Annotated in this window: 20 protein-coding genes; 7 read left to right on the top strand and 13 right to left on the bottom strand. The window is 61.0% G+C overall.

All coding sequences use genetic code 11. The features are described from left to right. Positions 1–6: 6 nt before the first annotated feature. Positions 7–834 (bottom strand): adenosylcobinamide-GDP ribazoletransferase, encoded by an 828-nt coding sequence (locus tag AAIL66_RS12265; RefSeq protein WP_343496856.1) that lies wholly within the window; start codon positions 832–834, stop codon positions 7–9. A 108-nt stretch (positions 835–942) separates the two neighbouring features. Further along, complete coding sequence (gene ilvA / locus AAIL66_RS12270; protein ID WP_034381497.1) at positions 943–2,496, bottom strand: threonine ammonia-lyase, biosynthetic; 1,554 nt, start codon at positions 2,494–2,496, stop codon at positions 943–945. Positions 2,497–2,879: 383 nt separating this feature from the next. Between ilvA and AAIL66_RS12275 the strand changes: the two genes are divergently transcribed. Further along, positions 2,880–3,332, top strand: coding sequence for an OsmC family protein (locus tag AAIL66_RS12275; protein WP_063661888.1), 453 nt, complete (start codon positions 2,880–2,882; stop codon positions 3,330–3,332). Positions 3,333–3,392: 60 nt separating this feature from the next. Here the strand turns inward: AAIL66_RS12275 and coq7 are convergent, their stop codons facing one another. Continuing rightward, positions 3,393–4,010, bottom strand: a complete 618-nt coding sequence (gene coq7, locus AAIL66_RS12280) for a 2-polyprenyl-3-methyl-6-methoxy-1,4-benzoquinone monooxygenase (RefSeq protein WP_034357373.1) — start codon at positions 4,008–4,010, stop codon at positions 3,393–3,395. 330 nt (positions 4,011–4,340) lie between these two features. On the opposite strand from coq7, the gene AAIL66_RS12285 reads away from it, so the two are divergent. Both AAIL66_RS12285 and AAIL66_RS12290 read left to right on the top strand, forming a co-directional pair. Beyond that, complete coding sequence (locus AAIL66_RS12285; protein WP_003061951.1) at positions 4,341–5,393, top strand: porin; 1,053 nt, start codon at positions 4,341–4,343, stop codon at positions 5,391–5,393. A 229-nt stretch (positions 5,394–5,622) separates the two neighbouring features. Next, on the top strand, positions 5,623–6,792 hold the full coding sequence (locus AAIL66_RS12290) for a porin (protein ID WP_034357378.1): 1,170 nt from the start codon (positions 5,623–5,625) through the stop codon (positions 6,790–6,792). 159 nt (positions 6,793–6,951) lie between these two features. Here the strand turns inward: AAIL66_RS12290 and groL are convergent, their stop codons facing one another. Together groL and groES are read right to left on the bottom strand one after the other, a co-directional pair. After that, on the bottom strand, positions 6,952–8,595 hold the full coding sequence (groL, locus tag AAIL66_RS12295; RefSeq protein WP_003061955.1) for a chaperonin GroEL: 1,644 nt from the start codon (positions 8,593–8,595) through the stop codon (positions 6,952–6,954). 93 nt (positions 8,596–8,688) lie between these two features. Then, on the bottom strand, positions 8,689–8,979 hold the full coding sequence (groES, locus tag AAIL66_RS12300) for a co-chaperone GroES (RefSeq protein ID WP_003058782.1): 291 nt from the start codon (positions 8,977–8,979) through the stop codon (positions 8,689–8,691). A gap of 246 nt (positions 8,980–9,225) precedes the next feature. Here groES and AAIL66_RS12305 point away from each other — a divergent pair, with 246 nt between their 5' ends. After that, positions 9,226–11,868, top strand: a complete 2,643-nt coding sequence (locus tag AAIL66_RS12305; RefSeq protein WP_343496857.1) for a chemotaxis protein CheW — start codon at positions 9,226–9,228, stop codon at positions 11,866–11,868. Between the two features lie 13 nt (positions 11,869–11,881). Here the strand turns inward: AAIL66_RS12305 and AAIL66_RS12310 are convergent, their stop codons facing one another. The 6 genes from AAIL66_RS12310 to AAIL66_RS12335 form a co-directional block, all read right to left on the bottom strand. Then, on the bottom strand, positions 11,882–12,220 hold the full coding sequence (locus tag AAIL66_RS12310) for an H-NS histone family protein (RefSeq protein WP_034381503.1): 339 nt from the start codon (positions 12,218–12,220) through the stop codon (positions 11,882–11,884). Between the two features lie 188 nt (positions 12,221–12,408). Beyond that, a complete protein-coding gene (locus tag AAIL66_RS12315; protein ID WP_034357384.1) occupies positions 12,409–12,903 on the bottom strand; it encodes a GNAT family N-acetyltransferase in 495 nt (164 codons plus the stop codon). A 66-nt stretch (positions 12,904–12,969) separates the two neighbouring features. Further along, a complete protein-coding gene (locus AAIL66_RS12320; protein ID WP_052052681.1) occupies positions 12,970–14,130 on the bottom strand; it encodes a bifunctional nicotinamide-nucleotide adenylyltransferase/Nudix hydroxylase in 1,161 nt (386 codons plus the stop codon). Positions 14,131–14,349: 219 nt separating this feature from the next. After that, the gene (locus AAIL66_RS12325; protein WP_343496858.1) at positions 14,350–16,053 is read right to left on the bottom strand and encodes an NAD+ synthase; all 1,704 of its coding nucleotides are present in this window, start codon (positions 16,051–16,053) and stop codon (positions 14,350–14,352) included. 16 nt (positions 16,054–16,069) lie between these two features. Continuing rightward, positions 16,070–17,275, bottom strand: a complete 1,206-nt coding sequence (gene pncB / locus AAIL66_RS12330) for a nicotinate phosphoribosyltransferase (RefSeq protein ID WP_034357386.1) — start codon at positions 17,273–17,275, stop codon at positions 16,070–16,072. 67 nt (positions 17,276–17,342) lie between these two features. Next, on the bottom strand, positions 17,343–18,191 hold the full coding sequence (locus AAIL66_RS12335; RefSeq protein WP_343496859.1) for a cysteine hydrolase: 849 nt from the start codon (positions 18,189–18,191) through the stop codon (positions 17,343–17,345). Positions 18,192–18,313: 122 nt separating this feature from the next. On the opposite strand from AAIL66_RS12335, the gene AAIL66_RS12340 reads away from it, so the two are divergent. Next, positions 18,314–18,997 (top strand): NUDIX domain-containing protein, encoded by a 684-nt coding sequence (locus AAIL66_RS12340; RefSeq protein ID WP_343496860.1) that lies wholly within the window; start codon positions 18,314–18,316, stop codon positions 18,995–18,997. 65 nt (positions 18,998–19,062) lie between these two features. Here the strand turns inward: AAIL66_RS12340 and AAIL66_RS12345 are convergent, their stop codons facing one another. Further along, entirely contained in the window at positions 19,063–19,236 is a 174-nt protein-coding gene (locus AAIL66_RS12345; RefSeq protein ID WP_003058756.1) for a DUF1328 domain-containing protein, read from the bottom strand. Between the two features lie 189 nt (positions 19,237–19,425). Then, positions 19,426–20,613 carry a methionine adenosyltransferase gene (metK, locus tag AAIL66_RS12350; RefSeq protein ID WP_034357390.1) on the bottom strand — a complete coding sequence of 396 codons (1,188 nt, stop codon included), beginning with the start codon at positions 20,611–20,613 and terminating at the stop codon, positions 19,426–19,428. 126 nt (positions 20,614–20,739) lie between these two features. Between metK and AAIL66_RS12355 the strand changes: the two genes are divergently transcribed. Both AAIL66_RS12355 and AAIL66_RS12360 read left to right on the top strand, forming a co-directional pair. Next, positions 20,740–21,591 (top strand): lysophospholipid acyltransferase family protein, encoded by an 852-nt coding sequence (locus tag AAIL66_RS12355; RefSeq protein ID WP_034381514.1) that lies wholly within the window; start codon positions 20,740–20,742, stop codon positions 21,589–21,591. Then, a complete protein-coding gene (locus tag AAIL66_RS12360) occupies positions 21,588–22,469 on the top strand; it encodes a lipid A biosynthesis acyltransferase (RefSeq protein WP_034381516.1) in 882 nt (293 codons plus the stop codon). Before AAIL66_RS12355 ends, AAIL66_RS12360 begins: the two co-directional genes overlap by 4 nt. The last annotated feature ends 37 nt before the right edge of the window (positions 22,470–22,506 follow it).

Raw genomic sequence — 22,506 nt, forward strand, 5'->3', positions numbered from 1 at the left:
GCCGTTCTATAGCAGCTGGCGCAGATAGATGCAGCTGGCCAGCAGCAGCGCCAGCTCATTGAGCTGCTGGCAGGCGCCCAGACAGTCGCCCGTCATGCCGCCAAGGCGCTGCAGCAACCAGCGCTTCATCAGCCAGGTGGTGACCAGCATGGCAGCCAGCAGGCTGGGCGCAAAGCTCCAGACGCCGAGCCAGCCCAGCAGACCCAGTGCCGGCAGACACCAGAGGCCGCCGGTCAGCATGCCTTGCCAGCCCAGTTGCCTGCCCGCGATATGCAGGGTCTTGCTGCTCGCGGCCAGGCCGACGTGGGGCAGGCCGCGCATCAGCACCAGCGGCGCAAAGCGCGACAGCACATGAATGCAGCACACGAGGATGAGTACCGGCGCCGGTCCCCAGAACGGCTGCATGACGGACAGCAGCAGGGCGATCAGCACGACCTTGGTGAGCAGTGCCATGAGCAGAGCCATCACACCATAGGCGCCTATGCGCGAGTCCTTCATGATCTCCAGCGCGCGCTCGGGCGGGACCAGGCCGCCCAGCCCGTCGGCGACGTCGGCCAGGCCGTCCTCATGAAAACCGCCGGTCAGCCACAAGGTGCCGGCGGTGCTGATGAGCGCGGCCGCCAGCGGCGACCAGGGGCTTGCCGGCAGCAGCCAGAGCAGGGCTGCCAGCAGCAGCGCGGCCCACAGGCCCACCAGCCAGCCCACGCCCGGCAGATGCGCGGCGCTGGCACGCTGCATCTCGGGGCTCCAGCCCACCCAGGCCGCCAGACGTCCAGCCACGGGGATGCGGCTGAAGAACTGGACGGCCAGCAGATAGTGGCGCAGGGCTTGCATGGTGTTGCGAATAAAAAAGGAGCTGGTTTCGCTTGGTATTCCTATGTTTCAGATTCTTTTCTATCTGAAATCATTGTGGGGAATACGGTAGCAACTCCTTTTTTTGTTTTACTTCAGGAACAACTGGTACGCAGGATTGCCGGTTTCCTCTACCCAGGGATAGCCGAGGTTTTTGAGGAAACTGTCGAACTTCTTGTGGTCCTTGGCAGGCACCTGCATGCCGACCAGAATGCGGCCGTAGTCGGCGCCCTGGTTGCGGTAGTGGAACAGGGAGATATTCCAGGTCGGCGCCATCAGGCTCAGGAACTTGAACAGCGCGCCGGGGCGCTCGGGGAAGACAAAGCGCAGCAGGCGCTCGTCCTGTGCCAGCGGCGAGTGGCCACCCACCATATGGCGCAGATGTTCCTTGGCCATCTCGTCAAAGGTCAGATCCAGCGCCTCAAAGCCGTTCTTCTGGAAGTTCTTGCAGATCTTCTCGGACTCGCCCTTTGTCGGCGTGGTCAGACCCACGAACACATGGGCCTTGCTGTCGTGGCTGATGCGGTAGTTGAACTCGGTCACGTTGCGCGGGCCGCCGGGCAGCTTGCCCACCACCTCGCAAAAGTGCTTGAAGCTGCCGCGCTCTTCGGGGATGGTGACGGCGAACAGGGCTTCGCGCTCCTCGCCGACTTCGGCGCGCTCGGCCACAAAGCGCAGGCGGTCGAAGTTCATATTGGCGCCGCTCAGTATGGCGGCGTAGGTTTCGCCCTTGGTCTTGTGCTTGGCCACATACTGCTTGATGGCCGCCACGCCCAGGGCGCCCGAGGGCTCGACGATGGAGCGGGTGTCGGTGAAGATGTCCTTGATGGCGGCGCAGACGGCATCGGTGTCCACGGTCACATAGTCATCCACCAGGCCCTGGGTGACACGGAAGGTTTCCGCTCCCACCAGCTTCACGGCGGTGCCGTCGGCGAACAGGCCCACATCGGCCAGTTCCACGCGCTCGCCCGCCTGCACGGACTGCATCATGGCGTTCGAGTCCTTGGTGTGCACGCCGATCACCTTCACCTCGGGGCGCACGGCCTTGATGTAGTTGGCAATGCCGGCAATCAGGCCGCCGCCGCCGATGGGCACGAAGATGGCATCCAGACGCTGGCTGCCCAGCTTTTGCAACTGGCGCAGCAGCTCCATGGCGATGGTGCCCTGGCCGGCAATCACATCGGGGTCGTCAAAGGGGTGGACAAAGGTCAGGCCCTCGGACTTCTGGAGCTTGACGGCGTGTTTGTAGGCGTCCGAGTAACTTTCCCCGGCCAGCACCGCCTCGCCGCCCAGGGCGATCACGGCATCGATCTTCACCTGGGGCGTGGTGGTGGGCATCACGATCACGGCGCGGCAGCCCAGCTTCTTGGCGCTCATCGCCGTACCCTGGGCATGGTTGCCCGCGCTGGCGCAGATCACGCCCTTTTGCAGCTGCTCGGCCGTCAGATTGGCCATCTTGTTATAGGCGCCGCGCAACTTGAAGCTGAACACGGGCTGCTGGTCCTCGCGCTTCAGAAGCACTTTGTTGTGCAGGCGGCGGCTGAGGTTCTTGGCAATGTCCAGATCCGACTCCACGGCCACGTCATAGACGCGTGCATTGAGGATGCGAGTCAGATAATCGGCAGGGGTCAGGGCTTGAGTCATGGTGCAAATCGAAAGCAGAGCACCAGAGCCAGGGTAATCAGCCTGCCGGGTGCATGGAAGCCGACCATGATAGGCGCTTGCTTGCTGCGCTGCAGTACTCGCTCAAGAGGTGCATGCTGCTGCTCTGAGAAGCAGGATGAGCAGGCACGAAAAAAAGCCCCTAGCTCAGGAGCTAGGGGCTGAATCCACCATTAGAGGAGGTGGAGGAGACAAATGGTGCGATACAGATTGGTGTTAACCAGTAATCTGCAGTCTGCCTGCGGGTTTGACCTCACAGGTAACGCCTGGGTTGTATTGTATGAGGCTTGTGTTTTCTGTGCATCAAAAGATTCGGGTTTTTATGTATTTGATGCAAAATTGCAACAGTTTTGAGAGGAAAAACAATGGAATGCACGGTTAGTTGGACAGGCGCGGCCACCGGAACGCGCTCGGGCATGGGCTTTGTGGCAGAGACCGGCAGCGGCCATGTGGTCAATATGGACGGCGCACCGGACGAGAAGAACCCGGCCAATGGCGGTCGCAATCAGGCTCCTCGCCCCATGGAGATGCTGCTGGCCGGCGCCGGCGGCTGCACGGCCTACGACGTGGTGCTCATCCTCAAGCGTGGCCGTCACGATGTGAAGGGCTGCAGCGTGCAGTTGACTTCCGAGCGCGCCGAGACCGACCCCAAGGTGTTCACCAAGATCCACATGCAGTTCACGGTCAGCGGCAAGAACCTGTCTGCCGGAGCCGTCGAACGCGCCATCGCCATGAGCCACGACAAATACTGCTCGGCCACCATCATGCTGGGCAAGACGGCCGAAATCACGACGGGCTTCGACATCGTCGAAGCCTGAACTGGACGTTCGATCGAAAAAACGGGCCTCAACGGCCCGTTTTTGTTGAACAGGCGCTAATCAGATGCGATGCGCTGTAATCGTCATGACTTTGGCCGCCACACGCATCAGCCCCTGGGCAATCGGAGGCAGTTGCATTGCACCTTCGTCGATCGCTGCTGCGGCATGACGCTCTTCGTCATCCTTCATGCGCTCGACCACGGCACGCGAAGCCTCGTCCTCCTCGGGCAGGCGACCCAGATGGCTTGCCAGGTGGGCAGAAACCTGATTTTCTGTCTCGACCACAAAGCCCAGACTGGCGGCATCGCTGAATTTGGCGGCAATCGTGCCAATGGCAAAAGCGCCAGCAAACCACAGCGGGTTCAGCAACGAGGGTCTGTCACCCAGGGCATGCAGGCGTTCGCGGGTCCAGGCCAGATGGTCCATTTCCTCGCGAGCGGCATGCAGCAGATGCTCGCGCAACTCCATGTCCTTGGTCACCATGGCCTGAGCGTTGTATAGCGCCTGAGCGCAGACCTCGCCCACATGATTGACGCGCATCAAGGCTGCGGAGAGCTTGCGCTGTTCATCGCTCAGATCGGCTTCGGCGATCCCTGCGGCAGGCGAGCGCTCTGCGGCCACCGGGTCGGCAAACAGAGTGCGAAGAGCTGCGTCGGCAGCGGTCAGTAACTTGTCCATGGCTAAAAAGAACTCAGTGCGGCGCCTGTCTGGCGTCAATGCACATAAGGTACACCAGAGTGGCTCATCCGCAACTTGCGCTGGGGCAATCCTAGGCAGGAACCCCTAAGGGTGTGCCCGCTAGTGCGGCTTGGTGTTTGTTGCGGTAGTGCAACGAAAACGCGCCGAATCGAGCAGTTTTGGGTGAATTCCTTTGCGCTGGGCTCGGTGGTCTGGTGCAATAGACCCAACTTCCCCACCAGGAGGTTGGCGCGGGAAACCGGTGGAGCTCGAGGCTCAAGTCTCTCTCCCATAGAACCGGCGCCCTTCTAAACCTTGGAGTAACTCGTAATGAAAAAATCTCTGATCGCCCTGGCAGTGCTGGCCGCTTCCGGCGCCGCAATGGCTCAATCTTCCGTGACCCTGTTTGGTATCGTTGACACTGGCGTTTCCTACGTCGACAACGCTTCCGGCGACAGCAGCCGTTACGGCGTGCACAGCAGCGGTAACGCTACCAGCCGTCTGGGCCTGCGCGGCACTGAAGACCTGGGTGGCGGTCTGAAGGCTGGCTTCTGGCTGGAAGGCGAAATCTTCGGCGACAGCGGCAACACTGGTGGTTTCAATTTCCGCCGTGAATCCACAGTGCGTCTGTCGGGCAACTTCGGTGAAGTTCGTCTGGGTCGTGAAACCACCCCCACTTTCCGTGCTGGTCTGAAGTATGACCTGTTCGGCGCCACCGGTATCGGCCAGAACATGTCCTACGCTGACTGGGCTGGTACTGATATTGCTGACGGCAACACCATCCGTAAGGACAACATGCTGTCCTACTCCTCCCCTAACTTCAACGGCTTCAACGCTAACGTGAGCTATGCTTTCGACGAAAAGCAATACGGCAACACCAAGGCTGGCCGCTACGTTGGTGGTAACGTTGGTTACGACAACGGTCCCCTGAGCGTGACTGCTGCTTACGGCGAACTGCTGCTGGGTTCCCAGAACAAGCGTGACGAAATGTCTATCGGCGCTTCTTACAACTTTGGCGTTGCCAAGGTTGCAGGTCTGGCACAGCAAGTGAAGTACAAGTGGGACGGCGCTGGCAGCGACAAGTACAACACATACCTGCTGGGCGTGTCCGCTCCTGTGGGTGGCGTGGGTGAAGTCAAGGCTCAGTACGCTATGTATGACCAAAAGGCTAATGATGCCAAGGCTCACCAGTTCTCCCTGGGCTATGTGCACAACCTGTCCAAGCGTACTGCTTTGTACGGTACCGTTGCTTACCTGAAGAACAAGGAAGGTTCTTTCATGTCCCTGAACGCTAAGGGCGTGAGCAACCAAATCGGTCTGAAGGACAGCGGTGCTGCTCGCAACCAGACTGGCGTGCAAGTTGGTATCCGCCACGCTTTCTAATCAATTGCTGGCATAAGCCAGTAACTGCTTAAAAGCCAAAAGGCCTGTCGAAAGACAGGCCTTTTTTATTTCTGGGGTTAAACCTGAAAGGGTGTTTGCTGAGAGGTTTGCCCCCAGAGGGAAAGGCCTGTGTTGCGCTTGTGCCAATGCTCGCGCGGTTGAGGAAAGCATTTCTAGAATGAATTTTCCACCAACTGTTTGCGAATTGAATTAAGAGAGAGGCAACACAATGACATCTTCATTTGTGAAAAAAACATTGGCTTTGGCTGTGCTGGGTTCGCTGGGGACGATTGCTTATGCACAAAGCAGCGTGCAACTGTATGGCATTGTGGATGCAGCGATTCGTCACACGACTAATGAGGGTCCGAATAAAAGTGGTCTGACCAAAATGATCGGTGGCGGCATGTCGGAGAGCCGCTGGGGTATCAATATCAAGGAAGATCTGGGTGGAGGCTTGTCGGCTATTGCCAATCTGGAAAATCGTTTCTGGACGGATTCGGGCACGCCCAGCACCGCTCAACCTTACTTTGCGCAGTCCTGGGTGGGCTTGCGCAGCACCAGTTTTGGTCAGGTGACCATGGGGCGCCAATACAACGTGCTGTTTGATCTGGTGACCTCTACCTATGCATCGTTCCCATATTCGCCTTATATGGATGCCTACAAGCCTGAAATCGGCATGTCTCTGGGCGCGCGTGCAAACAATATGCTGAAGTACGTTGCCGAGTTCGGGCCGGTTCGTGCGGGGCTGCAGTATTCTTTTGACGAAGGAAATACCTTTGCCAAGAAGGGCGGCAGTATTGATATGACGCCAGGTGGTCTGGCATTGAAAACCGCAGGCGGCTATCTGCGCTATTCTGCCAATGGCATTTCTGTGGGTGGTGCTTTCCAGCGCTCCACCTTGCCGGCCGGCACCGATGTGGATGCCTGGACACTGGGCGGCTCCTATCGCACCGGGCCTCTGTATCTGATGGCTGGTTACGGCCAGAACAAGGTCAAGGATAGTCTCGGTGCTGCGGGGGCTGGTGCCATTTTTGACGCCGGCCTGCTCAATGCATATTGGACAGGCTCTTCCAATGGTGGCTTTATCGCGGGTAATGCGCCCGGAAATTTTGCCAACAAGCGTGAGATGTTCAAGGTCGGTTTTGGCTACCAGGTCACGCCGCAGCTCAATGCAGGTCTGCATTACTACCATGCCAAGCAATCGGGATCGGCGACTGGCGCCTTCAATGGCAAGGCCGACTTTATCGTTGCCGTGGCTGACTATGCCTTCTCCAAGCGTACCGATGCCTATTTCGCGGTGGATCACACCAAGACCAAAGGCGGTGCGGGCGTGATGCTTGATGCCAATGGCGCGAAAAAGCGTACCGGTATCACCATCGGTCTGCGTCATCGTTTCTAAGGCGAATCTCTGGATACAAAAGCCAGCCCGATATCGGCTGGCTTTTTTGTGCTCAGAGCAGCTCGTGAAGCTCGGTGTAAAAGAAAAAGGCCGCAAATGCGGCCTTTTTTGTTGTGGGCAAACCAGGTGGAGCAAACCACCCGGTCAGCAGCAGAGCAATTACATGCCCATGCCGCCCATGCCGCCCATGCCGCCCATATCGGGCATGGCAGGAGCTGCGTCAGCCTTGGGGGCTTCGGCGATCATGCACTCGGTGGTCAGCAGCAGGGAAGCCACGGAAGCGGCGTTCTGCAGAGCAGTGCGAGTCACCTTGGTGGGATCCAGGATACCCATTTCCAGCATGTCGCCGTAGGTGTCGTTGGCAGCGTTGAAGCCGTAGTTGCCGGAACCGTTCAGCACGGCGTTCACGACCACCGAGGGCTCGCCACCGGCGTTGGCCACGATTTCGCGCAGAGGTGCTTCAATGGCCTTCAGAACCAGCTTGATGCCGGCGTCTTGTTCGGCATTGCCGGTAGCCAGGGCGCCAACGGCTTGCTTGGCGCGCAGCAGGGCCACGCCACCGCCGGCCACGATGCCTTCTTCCACAGCAGCGCGGGTTGCGTGCAGGGCGTCTTCCACGCGGGCCTTCTTTTCCTTCATTTCGACTTCGGTGGCAGCGCCAACCTTGATCACGGCAACACCGCCGGCCAGCTTGGCCACGCGCTCTTGCAGCTTTTCACGGTCGTAGTCGGAAGTGGCTTCTTCGATCTGGATGCGGATTTGCTTCACGCGGGCTTCGATTTCGTCAGCAGCGCCAGCACCGTCGATGATGGTGGTGTTTTCCTTGCCGATTTCGACGCGAGCAGCCTGGCCCAGATCTTCCAGAGTCACCTTGTCCAGCGACAGGCCCACTTCTTCAGCGATGACCTTGCCGCCAGTCAGGATGGCGATGTCTTCCAGCATGGCCTTGCGACGGTCGCCGAAGCCGGGAGCCTTCACAGCCACAACCTTCAGGATGCCGCGGATGGTGTTCACCACCAGAGTCGCCAGGGCTTCGCCTTCGACGTCTTCGGCAATGATCAGCAGAGGACGGCCGGCCTTGGCCACAGCTTCCAGCGTGGGCAGCAGGTCGCGGATGTTGCTGATCTTCTTGTCGAACAGCAGCACGAAGGGGTTGTCCAGAATCGCGGCTTGCTTTTCGGGGTTGTTGATGAAGTAGGGCGACAGGTAGCCGCGGTCGAATTGCATGCCTTCGACGACATCCAGTTCGTTGGCCAGGCTCTTGCCTTCTTCAACGGTGATCACGCCTTCCTTGCCGACCTTGTCCATGGCTTGAGCGATGATTTCGCCCACGTCGGAGTCGGAGTTGGCGGAGATCGTGCCCACTTGAGCGATTTCCTTGGAAGTGGTGGTGGCCTTGGATTGCTTCTTCAGCTCTTCCACCAGGGCGGCGACAGCCTTGTCGATGCCGCGCTTCAGGTCCATGGGATTCAGGCCGGCGGCCACGTACTTGGAGCCTTCGCGCACAATGGCTTGGGCCAGCACGGTAGCGGTGGTCGTGCCGTCACCAGCGATGTCGTTGGTCTTGGAGGCCACTTCCTTCACGAGCTGGGCGCCCATGTTCTGCAGCTTGTCCTTGAGTTCGATTTCCTTGGCCACGGACACGCCGTCCTTGGTCACGGTGGGGGCGCCGAAGGAGCGCTCCAGCACCACGTTGCGGCCCTTGGGGCCCAGGGTAACCTTGACTGCGTTAGCCAGAATGTTCACGCCTTCAACCATGCGTGCACGTGCTTCACCGCCGAAAACTACGTCTTTTGCTGCCATTTTTGGCTCCTAAAGAATGGGGTTCAATTGGGCTGCCAGCGCTTGTCAATCAGTCGCCGACAGCCATGAATAGGGGGAGGTGTTCGGGAAGGATTACTTCTCGACGACTGCGAACAGGTCGTCTTCCTTCATGACCAGCAGCTCGTCGCCGTGGATCTTCACGGTTTGGCCAGAGTACTTGCCGAACAGAACGCGGTCGCCGACCTTCACGTTCAGAGCGATCAGCTCGCCCTTGTCATTGCGCTTGCCGGGACCCACAGCCAGCACTTCGCCCTGGTCAGGCTTCTCGGTGGCAGCATCAGGGAGCACGATGCCCGAGGCTGTCTTGGTTTCGTTTTCGAGGCGCTTGACGATCACGCGATCGTGCAGGGGACGCAGGTTCATACCAACTCCTAAATACATCAACAAAGTTGAAACAAGACTTGCCAGCCATCCTGGCCGACATTCGGAATATCTAGGGTCAAGCTGTTAGCACTCAACCCCATTGAGTGCTAATAATAAGGCAATTTCTCGCGCTTTCAAGACCTCTCCCCAGCCGTTCGCAGGACAAATCTGCGAGGAAACAGGGTTTGTTCTTAGTCATGTGTAACGTGTTTTTACAAATAGGCCTGGCTTTTGCTCTGGCAGAACATGCCTCTAGAAACCATGACTGCCCCGGCGCAGCGCGCCCAGGATCTGCTGCAGACAGACGTCTTCATTCCTCATATGCGCCAGGTCGGGCGCTGCGAGAGTTCGCTCAGGGAGCTGAATCTGATGTGGCGGCTCATAGAGTCCTCAGCCAAGATGAATTGCCCTCAGGAAGCGCAGGCCTTGTTGCCCATGATGGCCGCCACGCGTGGCGGCTTCGAGCGGCTGGAGCAGGAGCTGGTGCAGTCCATGGTGATGCAGGCGGTGACGGGGGTGACGGCGGGGCTGGCCAGTCAGGCACAGCATCTGATCGATACCCTGGTGCGCAATCTCTACGAGCGCACGGCCGACGTGGGGTTTCTGGCGACCGACGCCATGCTGTGCCAGTTCATGGCCGCAGCGGATGGCGACGAGGCGGCCATCACCCAGCGTCTGCGTGCCTACCGAAGCAAGTACACGGTCTACGCGGACATTCTGCTGCTGGATGCCGAAGGCCGGGTGCGAACGAGTGCGCGCGAGAGGAGTCAGGCCGCAGATCAGCCATGCCGGGATACATTGATTGCCCGCGCTCTGCAAAGCCCGGGCTTTGTGCAGAGTTTCGGTGCCACCGACCTGCTGCCAGGGCACGGCAGCGCGTTGATCTATGCGCATCGCATGCTGCACGCCGGCAACCGCCAGCCTATTGGCGTGCTGTGCCTGTGTTTTGACTTTGATGGCGAGATGCAAGGCATCTGGAGCGGCCGAGACCGGACAGACGGTAGCGGCGCGCCCGAAGCTCAGACCAGCATCGCCCTGTTGCTCGATGATCGGGGACTGGTGCTGGCCAGCAGCGATCCGCACTGGATTGGTGTGGGTGCGAACGTGCGGCCTCACCGTGATGGTGCGGATTCGCTGTATGTACATGGAGGACGCACCTATCTGGTGCAATCGGCGGCCTCGGCAGGCTATCAAGGCTATATGGGCCCCCAGGGCTGGCGGGCGCAGATCATGACGCCGCTGGAGCTGGCCTTCGGTCTTCAATCGCAAGCAGGTCTGGATGGGCTGGATGCCGCGGTGGCCCAGGGCCTGCTGGCACATGCACATCGCTTCTGCCCCCCCCTGCATGCCATACGCAGCGCAGCGGACACCATACGTCGTGTGGTCTGGAACGGCCGCGTCATGACAGCAGGCAAGCAGATGGACAACACGCGGCTGCAGGCCGTGCTGGAGCAGATTGGCGAGACGGGGGCGCGGACCAACGAGGTCTTCTCCCAGTCCATCGATGCGCTCTACGGCACGGTGCTCAACACCGCACTGAGAGACAACAGCCTGTTGACCAGTCTGCTGGTGGATCTGCTCGATCGCAATCTCTATGAGCGTGCCAACGACTGCCGCTGGTGGGCCTTGACGCCGCAGCTGTCCGAATTGCTCGAGGACCTGGCCTTGGGCGAGACGGCCCCGGATCAGGTGAGCGAGGCCTGTGCGCTGCTCACCGCCATTCACGACCTGTATACGGTCTACCAGCAAATCATGGTCTATGACGTTCGCGGCAGGGTCGTGGCCGTCAGTCAGCGAGGCCGCCCCGATGCCGAGATCCGTGGGCTGCTGGGCACCTATATAGAGACGGACAGCCTGCACCAGGTTCTGGCGCTGGGCGGGACCCAGGCCTATCACGTCTCGCCATGGCGCCCTTGTGTTCAGCACGAGGAGGACGGCCCGACCTATGTCTATCACGCGGCCATACGCAATGCCGATGGCGTGGTGCTGGGCGGAATCGGCCTGGTGTTCCATGCACAGCGTGAATTCAAGGCCATGCTTGAGGGCGTGACCGGTGTTCAGGCGGCAGGCGGCAGGCGGGTGGTCTATCTGAACCGCTCGGGCCTGGTCATGTCTTCCTCGGATGTGCAGCTGCAGCCGGGCATGCAGCTGGATCTGCCGCCGCAGATGCTGGCCCTGGCATCTGGACAGAGCATGGCCCGCGCCATGGTGTATCAGGGCCAGTATTGCGTGGTGGCTATCACGGCGGGCAGCGGTTACCGGGAGTTCAAGCGCAGCGACGGCTATAGCGAAGAGGTGCTGGCCTTGTCCGTGCAGGCGTTTGGTGCCGTGCAGGACGATGCGCTGGCGGCCGTCTCTCGCCGCAACACCAGGGTGCAAAGCTTGGCGGCGGCCAGCCAGGGCAGTGCCGTGGGCATGGAGATGGCGACCTTTTTTGTGGGGTGCAGCGTGCTCGCCGTGGATGCTGCCTGCGTGCTCGAGGCTCAGAGTGCCTCGGCCATCGCCCCCGTTTCAGCCGGTCGCTTGCCGCATTGCGTGGGCACGCTGGCGCGGCGCAGCCAAGGGGTTGTGGCTGGCTATGTCTGGGTATTCGATCTGGGGGAGCTGCTTTTTGGCAAGCCCGTGACCAGGACGGCGCAAAGCCAGGTGATCGTGCTGGAGCACAGGGGGCTCAAGCTGGGTGTGCTGGTCAGCGATCTCGAAGGGGTGGCGCGATTCGAGAGCGGGCAGCTGCGACTGGCCCCTGCAATGGCGGGTGCGGCGGATCAGCTGGTTGACCGCTTGATCCGGGCCAATGACGGCGATTTGCTCATCCAGTGCCTGAACGTGGCGGCCCTGGTGCGCATGCTCAAGGCACCGCAGCCGGCGGAGCAGGCTGCTGGCGGCTGAACGGCCGGGCTGCTTATTGAACCGGGAACGGGTTTTTTTCGTCGCGCGGCGCGCTGAAGTCCACGTTGGGCGTGGTCTTGATCTCGTACTGGCCGCGATCCTTGCCTTCGATCCACTTTGGGGGCTTGCCGCGGCCGGTCCAGGTCGCACCACTTTCGGGGTCGTAGTACCTGGCCTCGACCTTTTTCTTTTCTTCAGGCTTCCAGGGGAAAACCTGCTGAGAGGTAAAGCCGAAGGTGGCGATCAGTTGCTTGACGGTGGCCAGGGCTTCCTTGGCTTCGGTGCTGCGCGCTTCTTCGATGCGCTTGTCCAGCGCATTTTTCTGAGCGATGAGTTCTTGATAGCTTGGCATTCTGGATTCCAGAGATAGTGTGAAAGGTCAGCACTGATTGCCGCCTTTGTTATTGTTTTGCAAAACCATTCATTTTGGCGCAAGCGCGAACGCGCCGCATTGTTGATGTTGCGTACACTCAATCTGCAAAGGGGCGCGCATCACTTCGAAGGGCTGCACACATCACTCTGGATGATCTGGCCTGGGGCTCAAGCCTGTTTGTCACCCGTGGCCATGGCCTGCAGGGCCGAGCCCGTCATGCGATAGCGGATCCACTCGGTCTGTGGCAGGGCGCCCAGGCTGTCATAGAACTTGATGGAGGGCGTATTCCAGTCCAGGCAACTCCATTCAAAGCGGCCGCAGTCCTTTTCCATGGCGATCCGGGCCAGATGCTGGAGCAGGGCCTTGCCGGCGCCGTGGCCGCGGGCGTCAGGCGTGATGTACAGATCTTCCAGATACAGGCCATGCTGGCCCTGCCAGGTGGAATAGTTGAAGAAATACACGGCAAAGCCCACGGCCTGGCCGTCAATCTCGCAGATCAGGCCGAAGACAGCCGGGTTGGCGCAGAACAGCGTGCGACGCACATGGTCGGGCGTGGCCTTGACTTCGTGCTCGGCCTTTTCATAGATGGCGAGTTCGCGTACGAAGTGCAGGATCAGGTCGATGTCTTGCTCGGTGGCGGGGCGGATATGGAGCTGGCTCATTAAATATTAGGAAAAAGTGGCTCAAGCGCTTGATGGTAAAGCGCTCGCAGCTATGGTTTTGTTGTATCAGGCGACCTGGCGCTCGGGCTCGCTCTGAGCCAGAGTCACGGGCAGGAACTGGCACAGGATCTGGAAATGGTCCTCGAAGAACTCGGCCTCCATGCGGGGCAGATCGGCAATCGGCACCCAGCGGGCCAGGGCGGCGTCGTCCGCACCCTGTACCGGAGGCAGGCTGGGCTGCACGCCCAGATCCAGATAGTGCACATGGGTAATGGTACGCCCGCGCAGGCTGCGGTCCGGGTGATCGAAGACCTGCACGGCCTGCAGGGCTGCCAGCAGATCCGCTTCGCTGATGGAGGAGCAGGTTTCTTCACGCAGCTCGCGCATGCAGGATTGCCAGAGGCTGTCGCGCTGCTCGAGAAAGCCGCCGGGCAGCGCCCAGAGGCCCTGGCCCGGCGCATGGCCGCGCTGGATCAGCAGCACCTGGTCCTGGCCCTTGGCACGGCAGCGCAGCAGCGCATCCACGGTGACGAACACCGGTGCATAAGGCGCCTTGGCCCAGGCCCGCTTGTAGTCCTGCAGCATATGCCATTCCTTTTGCAGGCGCAGATACAGCGGTGTCTGGGCCCAGCGGCGCAGAAAGTCCAGCGTGCTCTCGGGCATCTGGGAGGAAAGCCTGGCCAGGGCGGCATCCATGGTTTCGGGCGAGGCGCCGCCTTCACCGAAGAAGATTTCGCGCAGCGGCGTGGCGTCGAACTGGCCCAGGCGCGGCAGGCTGATCAGCTCCCAGCCCGGAAAGCGGGCCAGATAGCTGCTGCTGGAGTCCTTGAAATGCCCGACCAGGGCCACGCTCGCGCCCTCGGGTACATGGGCCTGCACGGCTTCGCGTACGGCATGCACCCACAGCGGCTCGTTGTAATAGTCGCGCACGGGCACGCAGCGCACGCGCTCGGCATCCTCTTTCGATAACGCATTGCGCAACATCTGCGCGCGCTCCTGCCAGCTGAACGGGTTTTTGGGATTGGGGGCCTGCCAGGCGCTGCCCAGTACCACCACGACCTGGCGAGCCCGCTCCAGTGCGGCATGCAGCAAGGCCATATGGCCGTTGTGCAGTGGCTGAAAGCGGCCGATCAGCACGGCGGTATGCAGGGGCACGGAGGTGGGCAGGGTCTCGGGTGCGGCGGCGATGACACGCTTGCTGGAGGTGTTGGGACTGGCTTGAGGCATGAGAGCGAAACCCGTACAGAAATCAGCGCCCGCAAGGGCAAATATTGGTAAAAACGCGCTAAATGCTTACTGGGTAAGCGAGAGTAGCTCACATTTTTAAATGTTTAACCAGGCCCGGTACGGCCAAAGTCGGCATTCGAGACAGGCTGCCAGGCGCTCGGCCGCACCCGAGGTGCAGCAAGGCTTTGCCAGCTAGTCTCAAGCAGGTGCCGGGCATTGCTACTCGTAGTGTGCCGCAATCGGCATCTGCCGGCCCGTGCCAAAGGCCCGTGGGCGTACTCTGAGCATGGGCGGAGCCTGGCGGCGCTTGTATTCGCTGCGGAACACCAGCTTCTGCACGCGGGCAATGGTCTCGGGGCCGCCGGCTTCTGTGCGCAGCCTGTCCACAAAGGCCGCGGCCTGCGCATATTCCTTGCTGGACAGATGCTGGCCCTCGATATGCCATTTGAGAATCTCGTCGAGCACGGCATAGGGCGGCAGGCTGTCCTCGTCCTTCTGGCCGGGAGCCAGCTCGGCCGAGGGCGGCTTGTCGATGATGGTCTGCGGGATCAGCTCGCGGCCCGCATGGCGGTTGATATGGCGCGACAGCTCGAAGACCTCGGTCTTGTACAGATCGCCAAGCAGGCCCAGACCGCCGTTGGTGTCGCCATACAGAGTGCAGTAGCCCACCGAGACTTCGGACTTGTTGCCCGTGGTCAGCAGCAGATGGCCGAAGGCATTGGAAAACTCCATCAGCGTGGTGCCGCGTGCGCGGGCCTGCAGATTCTCCAGTGCCAGGCCCTTGAGCGGCTCGCCAAAGCTGGCCTCGAACTGGCGTGCATAGGTGGTGACCAGCTCCTTGATCGGATGCTCGTACAGCTTGATGCCCAGATTGCGGCACAGCAGCACGGAGTCGTCGACCGAGCCCGCCGAGGAGTAGCTCGACGGCATGGTGATTCCGACCACGTTGTCCGCTCCCAGGGCATCGACGGCCAGGGCCAGCGTCAAGGCCGAATCGATGCCGCCCGAGCTGCCCACCACCACCTGCTTGAAGCCGCAGCGGCGCGCATAGTCGCGCAGGCCCAGCACGATCTGCTGACGGTAGAACTCCATGGTGGCCAGGCCTTGCGTCGGCACGGCAGGCAAGGCAGTGCCGTCGCAGGCCTGAAACCGGCCCTGCGCATTCAGCTCCAGCGTGCAGACATCTTCTTCGAAGCGCCTGGCTTCAAAAACCAGTCCTGCCTCGGGCTCGACGGCAAACGATGCGCCGTCGAACACGATCTGGTCCTGGCCGCCGATCTGGTTGATGTAGAGGATGGCCAGCTTGTGGCGTGCCGCCGCCTGGGTGAAGATCTCGTGACGCTGCTCGCGCTTGCCCAGGTGGCTGGGGCTGGCGTTGATGCTGATGACCAGGTCGGGGGCCGCATCGCCCATGCGCACGAACGGGTTGGTGGCGTAGTCGGCGCCCTGGTCGTTCCAGCCGTCCTCGCAGACCAGAAAGCCCACCTGGCAGTTGCCCACGCGCAGCACCTTGGCCGTGTCGGCCCCGGGCTCGAAGTGGCGGCGCTCGTCAAAGATGTTGTAGGTGGGCAGCAGTTGCTTGTCGTACTGCAGGCGGATCTGTCCGTTCTTGAGCACCAGCAGGCTGTTGTGCAGCGGTTTGCCGGGGCCATCGTGGCGCGTGGGTGCGCCCACGACCCAGTGCAGATCGGGAAACTGGCACGTGGCCTGCAGCAACTCCTGCAGACCTGCATCCAGTCTTTGCAGAAAGCTGGGCTCGTCCAGCAGGTCGCCGGGGTAGTAGCCGCACAGCGACAGCTCGGAAAACACCACCAGGTCGGCCTGTTCGGCCGCGGCCCTGGTTGCGGCCTCTCTCATGCGGCGGATATTGCCGCTGATGTCGCCCACCATGTAGTTGAGCTGGGCGAGAGTGACTTTCAGCATGGTTTTCTCCAGGGAATCAGGCGGCCTTGGCAGCAGGCTCAGGGATGTTGAAGACCTGGCGCAGATAGGCCAGATAGGTCTCGTCGTTGCACAGCGTCTTGCCGGGCGAGTCCGAAATCTTGGCTACGGGCTGGCCGTTGGCATGGGTCAGCTTCATCACGATATTGATCGTGGTCAGTCCCATGTCATTGGTCAATCGCGTGCCTATGCCGAAGCCGCACTGGATGCGATCTGCAAAGCGGTGGTAGAGCGCCAGGGCCGTGTCCAGGTCCAGTCCGTCCGAGAACACCAGGCGCTTGCTCTGCGGCGCAATGCGCAGCTTTTCATAGTGGGCAATGGCCTTCTCGCCCCACTCGAAGGGATCGCCGGAGTCATGGCGCAGGCCGTCGAAGAGCTTGGCAAAGTACATGTCGAAGTCGGCCAGAAAGGCGTCCATGCCCACGGTATCGGTCAGGGCGATACCCAGGTCGCCGCGGTATTCCTGCACCCAGTCCTCGAGGGCGGCCACCTGGAAGTCGCGCAGGCGCACGCCCAGGGCCTGATAGGTCTGCAGATACTCATGGGCCATGGTGCCAATGGGCACCAGGTTCAGGTCGCGAGCCAGCAGCACGTTGGACGTGCCCTTGAACCACTGCGCGGTCTCCTGGGCAAAAGCCTGTACCACCTCGCGTTGCCAGGCTCCCGAGAAGCGGCGGCGCACGCCGAAGTCGAACAGCTCGAAGGGGTTGTGCAGCCTGGCCTCGACAGCCAGATGCTTGAGCTGGGCCAGCTTGACCTGCAGGCGCTTGCGGCCTTCGACAAGGGCGGCATCGGCATCGAAGCGGCGGAAGTACAGCTCGTTGACGATGGCCAGCACATAGATCTCGAAGCCCATCACATGGACTTGCGGGCCCTTGGCAACGATATGGAGCCGGTCGCCTTCGGCCCAAGCGCGGATGAAGGCACGCTGGAACTGGAAGATGCGCAGAAAGTCGATGAAGTCGCTCTTCATGAAGCGCAGGCCGGCCAGATAGTCCAGCTCGCCCTTGTCGAAACGCAGGCTGCACAGGGCGTCCAGCTCGCGCTCCACCTCGGGCAACAGCTCGGCCAGCGGGAAGGCCGTGGGCGTGCGGCAGACAAATTCGTACTCGGCCTCGGTCTGGGGGTGGCGGTGCAGCATGGCTTGCCACATCGTGAATTTGTAGAGGTCGGTGTCCAGCAGGCTGGTGATGATGGGCTTCATGCCGTTCTTCTTTTCAAAAATATGAGCTGCTAGCGCTTTATCCATAGGCGCTAGAGGCTGATTTGTCTCATAAGCCAAAGCTGGCGCTGGTTTCGCAGCGTACACCGGTTGCACGCATGCGTTGCAGGAAGTCGAGGTGCGCGCCCTCGAATCCGGCGACCGGGCTCATGCAGTCCGTCAGCAGCACGATGCGCGAGTAGTCGCTGCTTTCCCAGTGCTCCACGATGTGCTCGGTGGTGGCGCCTACGCAGTGGCTGCTGGCTTCGCCCGCGATCACCAGGGTGCTGCTCTGGCGCAACTGGGCCAGCAGGGCAGTGTTGAGTCCGGTTTCGCCATCCTGCGGATCGGGCACCTCGGCGCGAATGGCGCTGTAATGCTCGGTCCAGGGGTTCATGCCCTTGAAGACATGGCGGGTGGCTCGGTGCTGCAACTGCTGCCACTGGCGGCAGGCCGCGAGCACGCTGGCATGCATGCCATGGCCCCAGCTCCCGATCTCGCAGTGCAGCGGCCAGACCATCAGGGTGTAGCTGCCTTGGGTCTCCAACTGATCCAGGTATTGCAGAGTGCGTTCGCGTTCGGCAGCGTTGCACGGTGCATAGTCGCCGGCACGGACCTGCGCTGCCGTGATCGAGGTGAATGGCAGGACGGCATGGCCATCGCGCTGCTGCCAGAAGGCGGGGTGGGCAATGTCATAAGCCTGATGCGAGTCCAGAGTGATGGTGATCTGGCCCAGTTTGTCTCCCTGGGCTGCCATCCAGCTGCTCAGGCGTTGCATATCGGCATGAGCGCCCGTCACCGGAAGGCTGGGTGCTATCAGCTGATGAGTGTCTGGTGAGTGGGGGCACCAGTCTGCAGGCAGATCGCAGAAGTCGTTTTGCGGGTCAATGATGAGCAGCTGGGTTTGTGGATGACTCATGGTGTTCAGCTTTCATGCGAGATGCAATGTCTGCAGTCTAAAACACTTAAAATATTTTTGCAACTAAGTATTTTTGGATTGATATGAAATAATCAGACAAGAAAAATGAAGTTGGTAAAAAAATGAATCAAAGCGATGAGCGCAGGGAAGCGGTGCAGGTGAGTGTGGATGTGGTGCTGCTGACCCTGGTGGAGCAGCAGCTGCATGCCGTGCTGCTGCGTCGTCAGGCTGCGCCTTTTGCCGGGGTGTGGGCCTTGCCCGGCGGCTTTATTCATACCGATGAGGATGCGGACGCCAAGGCCAGTGCGGCGCGCGTGCTCAGAACCAAGGTGGGCATAGAAGGTGCGTATCTGGAGCAGTTGGCCACTTTCAGCGGTCCGGCGCGTGATCCGCGCGGCTGGTCGGTGGCAATCGCCTATTGCGCTCTGCTGCCCGTGCAGAACCTGCCGCCCGATCGTGCCGACATCAGCGTGGTGCCGCTCTCGGCCCTGCCGCAGCTGCCGTTCGATCACAGGGCCATTCTGGATGCAGCCCTGGAGCGAGTGCGCAGCAAAAGCCTGTATTCCTCCTTGCCCGTGCATCTGTGCGGCGAAACCTTCACGCTGCCGCAGCTGCAGCAGGTCTATGAAAACATTCTGGGCGAGCCGCTGAACAAGGTCAGCTTCAGGCGCAAGATGGACGAGATGGACTGGCTGGAAGCTGTGCCTGGGGCCATGCTGGGTGGTGGGGCGCACCGGCCTGCCCAGCTTTACCGGGCCAAGCCCGGCTTCAGCCAGACGCTGGCGCTGACTGCCCGAGGGCTTTGAGGTCGGTCTGCATGAAAAATGCCTGCACAAGGCAGGCATTTGGGCGGGTGTGCAGCGGAGGGCGGTTAGCTGACTGCGCCAATGCCCAGTAGGGCCAGAACCACGAAGATCACGGCAACGGCAATGAAAATAAAGAACAGGATCTTGGCTATGCCGGCTGCGCCCGCGGCTACGCCGGTAAAGCCGAAAACACCGGCCACCAGGGAGATGATGGCAAAAATAATGGCCCACTTGAGCATCGGAACTCCTTTGTCTGAAGCGATGTTTCAAGCCTAAGCCGCCGGGCGCAGGCTTGCGGTGCTCATTCGGGGGAAATCCTTGTCGGTTTGATCCGACAACAAAAAAGCCACCGCAATGGTTCGCGATGGCTTCTTGATGAGGCTTGAAGGCTCAAGCCCTTGGATTCTCAGGCCCAGTGGGTGTCCGAATCACTTCAGACCTGCGGCGGCGCGCAGCAGGGCTGCCTTGTCGGTGCGTTCCCAGGTGAACTCGGGCTCTTCGCGGCCGAAGTGACCGTAAGCTGCAGTCTTGCTGTAGATGGGGCGCAGCAGATCCAGCATCTGGATGATGCCCTTGGGGCGCAGGTCGAAATGCGCAGCCACCAGCTTGGCGATTTCCGCATCGGGAATCACGCCCGTGCCTTCGGTGTACACGGTGATGTTCATGGGGCGGGCCACGCCGATGGCGTAAGCGACCTGCACCTGGCACTGGCGCGCCAGACCGGCGGCCACCACGTTCTTGGCCACATAGCGGGCGGCGTAGGCGGCCGAGCGGTCCACCTTGGTTGGGTCCTTGCCGGAGAAGGCGCCGCCGCCATGGGGGCAGGCACCGCCGTAGGTGTCCACAATGATCTTGCGGCCGGTCAGGCCGCAGTCACCCTGAGGGCCGCCCACGACGAAGCGGCCCGTGGGGTTGATCAGGTACTTGGTCTCTTGCAGCCAGGCCGAAGGCAGCACGGGCTTGATGATTTCCTCAATGATGGCTTCGGTGAAAGATGCCTTCATCTTGGTTGCCGTTTCCGACTGATCGGGGCTGTGCTGGGTGGACAGCACCACGGTGTCGATGCTGTGGGGCTTGCCATCCACATAGCGCAGGGTCACCTGGCTCTTGGCGTCGGGGCGCAGGAAAGGCAGACGGCCATCCTTGCGCAGCTGGGCCTGGCGTTCCATCAGGCGGTGCGCGTAATAGATGGGCGCTGGCATCAGCTCGGGTGTTTCGTCACAGGCGTAGCCGAACATCAGGCCCTGGTCGCCAGCGCCGGTATTCAGCTCGTCATCGCTGGCCTTGTCCACGCCCTGGGCAATGTCCTGGCTTTGCTTGTCGTAGGCGACGAGTACAGAGCAACCCTTGTAGTCGATGCCGTATTCGGTGTTGTCGTAGCCGATGCGCTTGATGGTGTCGCGTGCGACCTGGATGTAGTCCACATTCGCACCGGTGGTGATTTCACCGGCCAATACCACCAGACCGGTGTTGGTCAGTGTCTCGGCAGCCACGCGGCTGTGCGGGTCTTGGGTGAAAATAGCGTCCAGAATCGCGTCAGAGATCTGGTCGGCAACCTTGTCGGGGTGGCCTTCAGAAACCGATTCCGAGGTAAACAGAAAATCGCTGTTCGCCATTGATATAACTCCTTGTAGCTTGGGCAATTGCGTTGCCCGAGCTTCGAAGTCTGGCGAACGCTTTAGCAGTTTTGTTTTTACGTCGCCCTGCAAGTTGCTCTTTAACTCAGCGACCCCGCTATTCTAATGCCTTCCCTGTTTCGACTGTTTGCTGCACTGCCTTTATGGCTATTGCATGGCCTTGGCGCTGCCATGGGGTGGGTGACCTGGGCGCTATCTCCCACCTATCGGCGCCGATTTGCGGCCAACGCCGCCCAGGCTGGCTATGCATTTGCCCAGGTCAGGGCTGCAGTGGGACATGCGGGTCGCATGGTGTTCGAGATGCCGCGCATCTGGCTGGGCCAGTTGCCGGATTGCGATATCGTCAATGGAGCCGTGGCCGAGAAGGCCTATGCGCGTGGCAAGGGCATTGTGTTTCTCACGCCACATCTGGGTTGCTTCGAGATGTCCGTGCAGGCTGCGGCGCGGCGCTGGTCGGATCGGCATGGCGCAATCACCGTGCTTTACCGCCCCGCACGCCAGGGCTGGCTGGCCGAAATTCTGGAAACCGCGCGCAATCGTCCTGGCGTTCAGGCCGTTCCCACCACCCTCGCGGGTGTGCGTCAGATGATCAAGGCGCTGCGCCAGGGGGCGGCTGTGGGGCTGCTGCCCGATCAGGTGCCGCCCAACGGTCTGGGCATCTGGTCGCCTTTTTTCGGCCGTGATGCGTATACGATGACATTGGCGGCACGTCTGGTGCTGCAAACCGGGGCCACGGTCATCGTGGCGCGGTGCGAGCGCAAGTCCTGGGGGCGGGGCTACACGCTGTATCTAGAGGAATTGCCTGTGCCCGAATCTCAATCGCTGGAAGCCACCGTGGCGCTGATCAATCACGCCATGGAAACCACCATTCGCCAGTCTCCGCAGCAATACCTGTGGGGCTATGGCCGCTACAAGCAGCCGCGTGAAGACAAGCAACTCTCGGGGGAGAAGGCATGAGCGCCAGCAAGATCGCCATCGGCTTCATGCATGTGCTGGCCAAGCTGCCCCTACCCCTGCTACGTGGCCTGGGCAAGTTTGTGGGGCGTGTGCTGTTTGTGGTGGCGGGCCAGCGCCGGCGCATCGCGCTGCGCAATTTCGAGCTGTGCTTTCCCGATGTGCCTGAGGCGCAGCGCAAAGCCTGGGCGAAAGAGTCTTTTGAAGTCTTTTGCCAGACTTTTCTCGACAGAAGCTGGTTGTGGTTCGGCTCCGAGGAGCTGGTGCGCAGCCGTGTCAAGCTGGTCGGGGCCACGCATGAACTGGAGGGCGATACGCCCACCATCGTCTTCGCACCGCATTTCTACAGCATGGATGCCGGTGGCCTGGCCCTGCCGCTCAATACCGAGCGCGAGTTCACCTCCATCTTTGCCACCAATCCCGATCCGGACCTGGATGCCTGGTTCATGAATGGCCGTCAGCGCTTCGGCAATGTGAAGATGCTCAATCGTGCCGATGGCGTCAAGCCCATCATCCAGTGCCTGCGCAAGGGCGGGCTGCTGTATCTGCTGCCCGATATGGACTATGGCAAGAACGATTCGGTGTTCGTGCCCTTTTTTGCGGTGGAAAACACGGCCACGATTCCCTCGCTTTCGCGCTTTGCGCGTCTGGGCAAGGCCAAGGTGGTGGCGCTCTACAACCGCATGACGCCTGAAGGCTATGTGGCCGAGCTGACGCCGGCCTGGGAGAACTTCCCGACTGACGACCATGTGGCCGACACCGCCCGCATGAACCGCGAGCTGCAGGCCGCCATCATGACCATGGTGCCGCAGTATTACTGGGTGCACAAACGCTTCAAGACGCGCCCCGATGGCGAGCCATCGCTGTACTCCGGGAAATAGACGTTAAATCGTTTCCATGCCTGATGGCATGGGCGCC

The organism is Comamonas sp. F1-6, assembly GCF_039581415.1.
Lineage (GTDB): Bacteria > Pseudomonadota > Gammaproteobacteria > Burkholderiales > Burkholderiaceae_C > Comamonas > Comamonas thiooxydans.

Bases quoted from the DNA above. Each gene is read 5' to 3' on its own strand.
- AAIL66_RS12265 (WP_343496856.1), bottom strand. From the start codon at position 834: ATGCAAGCCCTGCGCCACTATCTGCTGGCCGTCCAGTTCTTCAGCCGC.
- ilvA (WP_034381497.1), bottom strand. From the start codon at position 2,496: ATGACTCAAGCCCTGACCCCTGCCGATTATCTGACTCGCATCCTCAAT.
- AAIL66_RS12275 (WP_063661888.1), top strand. From the start codon at position 2,880: ATGGAATGCACGGTTAGTTGGACAGGCGCGGCCACCGGAACGCGCTCG.
- coq7 (WP_034357373.1), bottom strand. From the start codon at position 4,010: ATGGACAAGTTACTGACCGCTGCCGACGCAGCTCTTCGCACTCTGTTT.
- AAIL66_RS12285 (WP_003061951.1), top strand. From the start codon at position 4,341: ATGAAAAAATCTCTGATCGCCCTGGCAGTGCTGGCCGCTTCCGGCGCC.
- AAIL66_RS12290 (WP_034357378.1), top strand. From the start codon at position 5,623: ATGACATCTTCATTTGTGAAAAAAACATTGGCTTTGGCTGTGCTGGGT.
- groL (WP_003061955.1), bottom strand. From the start codon at position 8,595: ATGGCAGCAAAAGACGTAGTTTTCGGCGGTGAAGCACGTGCACGCATG.
- groES (WP_003058782.1), bottom strand. From the start codon at position 8,979: ATGAACCTGCGTCCCCTGCACGATCGCGTGATCGTCAAGCGCCTCGAA.
- AAIL66_RS12305 (WP_343496857.1), top strand. From the start codon at position 9,226: ATGCCTCTAGAAACCATGACTGCCCCGGCGCAGCGCGCCCAGGATCTG.
- AAIL66_RS12310 (WP_034381503.1), bottom strand. From the start codon at position 12,220: ATGCCAAGCTATCAAGAACTCATCGCTCAGAAAAATGCGCTGGACAAG.
- AAIL66_RS12315 (WP_034357384.1), bottom strand. From the start codon at position 12,903: ATGAGCCAGCTCCATATCCGCCCCGCCACCGAGCAAGACATCGACCTG.
- AAIL66_RS12320 (WP_052052681.1), bottom strand. From the start codon at position 14,130: ATGCCTCAAGCCAGTCCCAACACCTCCAGCAAGCGTGTCATCGCCGCC.
- AAIL66_RS12325 (WP_343496858.1), bottom strand. From the start codon at position 16,053: ATGCTGAAAGTCACTCTCGCCCAGCTCAACTACATGGTGGGCGACATC.
- pncB (WP_034357386.1), bottom strand. From the start codon at position 17,275: ATGAAGCCCATCATCACCAGCCTGCTGGACACCGACCTCTACAAATTC.
- AAIL66_RS12335 (WP_343496859.1), bottom strand. From the start codon at position 18,191: ATGAGTCATCCACAAACCCAGCTGCTCATCATTGACCCGCAAAACGAC.
- AAIL66_RS12340 (WP_343496860.1), top strand. From the start codon at position 18,314: ATGAATCAAAGCGATGAGCGCAGGGAAGCGGTGCAGGTGAGTGTGGAT.
- AAIL66_RS12345 (WP_003058756.1), bottom strand. From the start codon at position 19,236: ATGCTCAAGTGGGCCATTATTTTTGCCATCATCTCCCTGGTGGCCGGT.
- metK (WP_034357390.1), bottom strand. From the start codon at position 20,613: ATGGCGAACAGCGATTTTCTGTTTACCTCGGAATCGGTTTCTGAAGGC.
- AAIL66_RS12355 (WP_034381514.1), top strand. From the start codon at position 20,740: ATGCCTTCCCTGTTTCGACTGTTTGCTGCACTGCCTTTATGGCTATTG.
- AAIL66_RS12360 (WP_034381516.1), top strand. From the start codon at position 21,588: ATGAGCGCCAGCAAGATCGCCATCGGCTTCATGCATGTGCTGGCCAAG.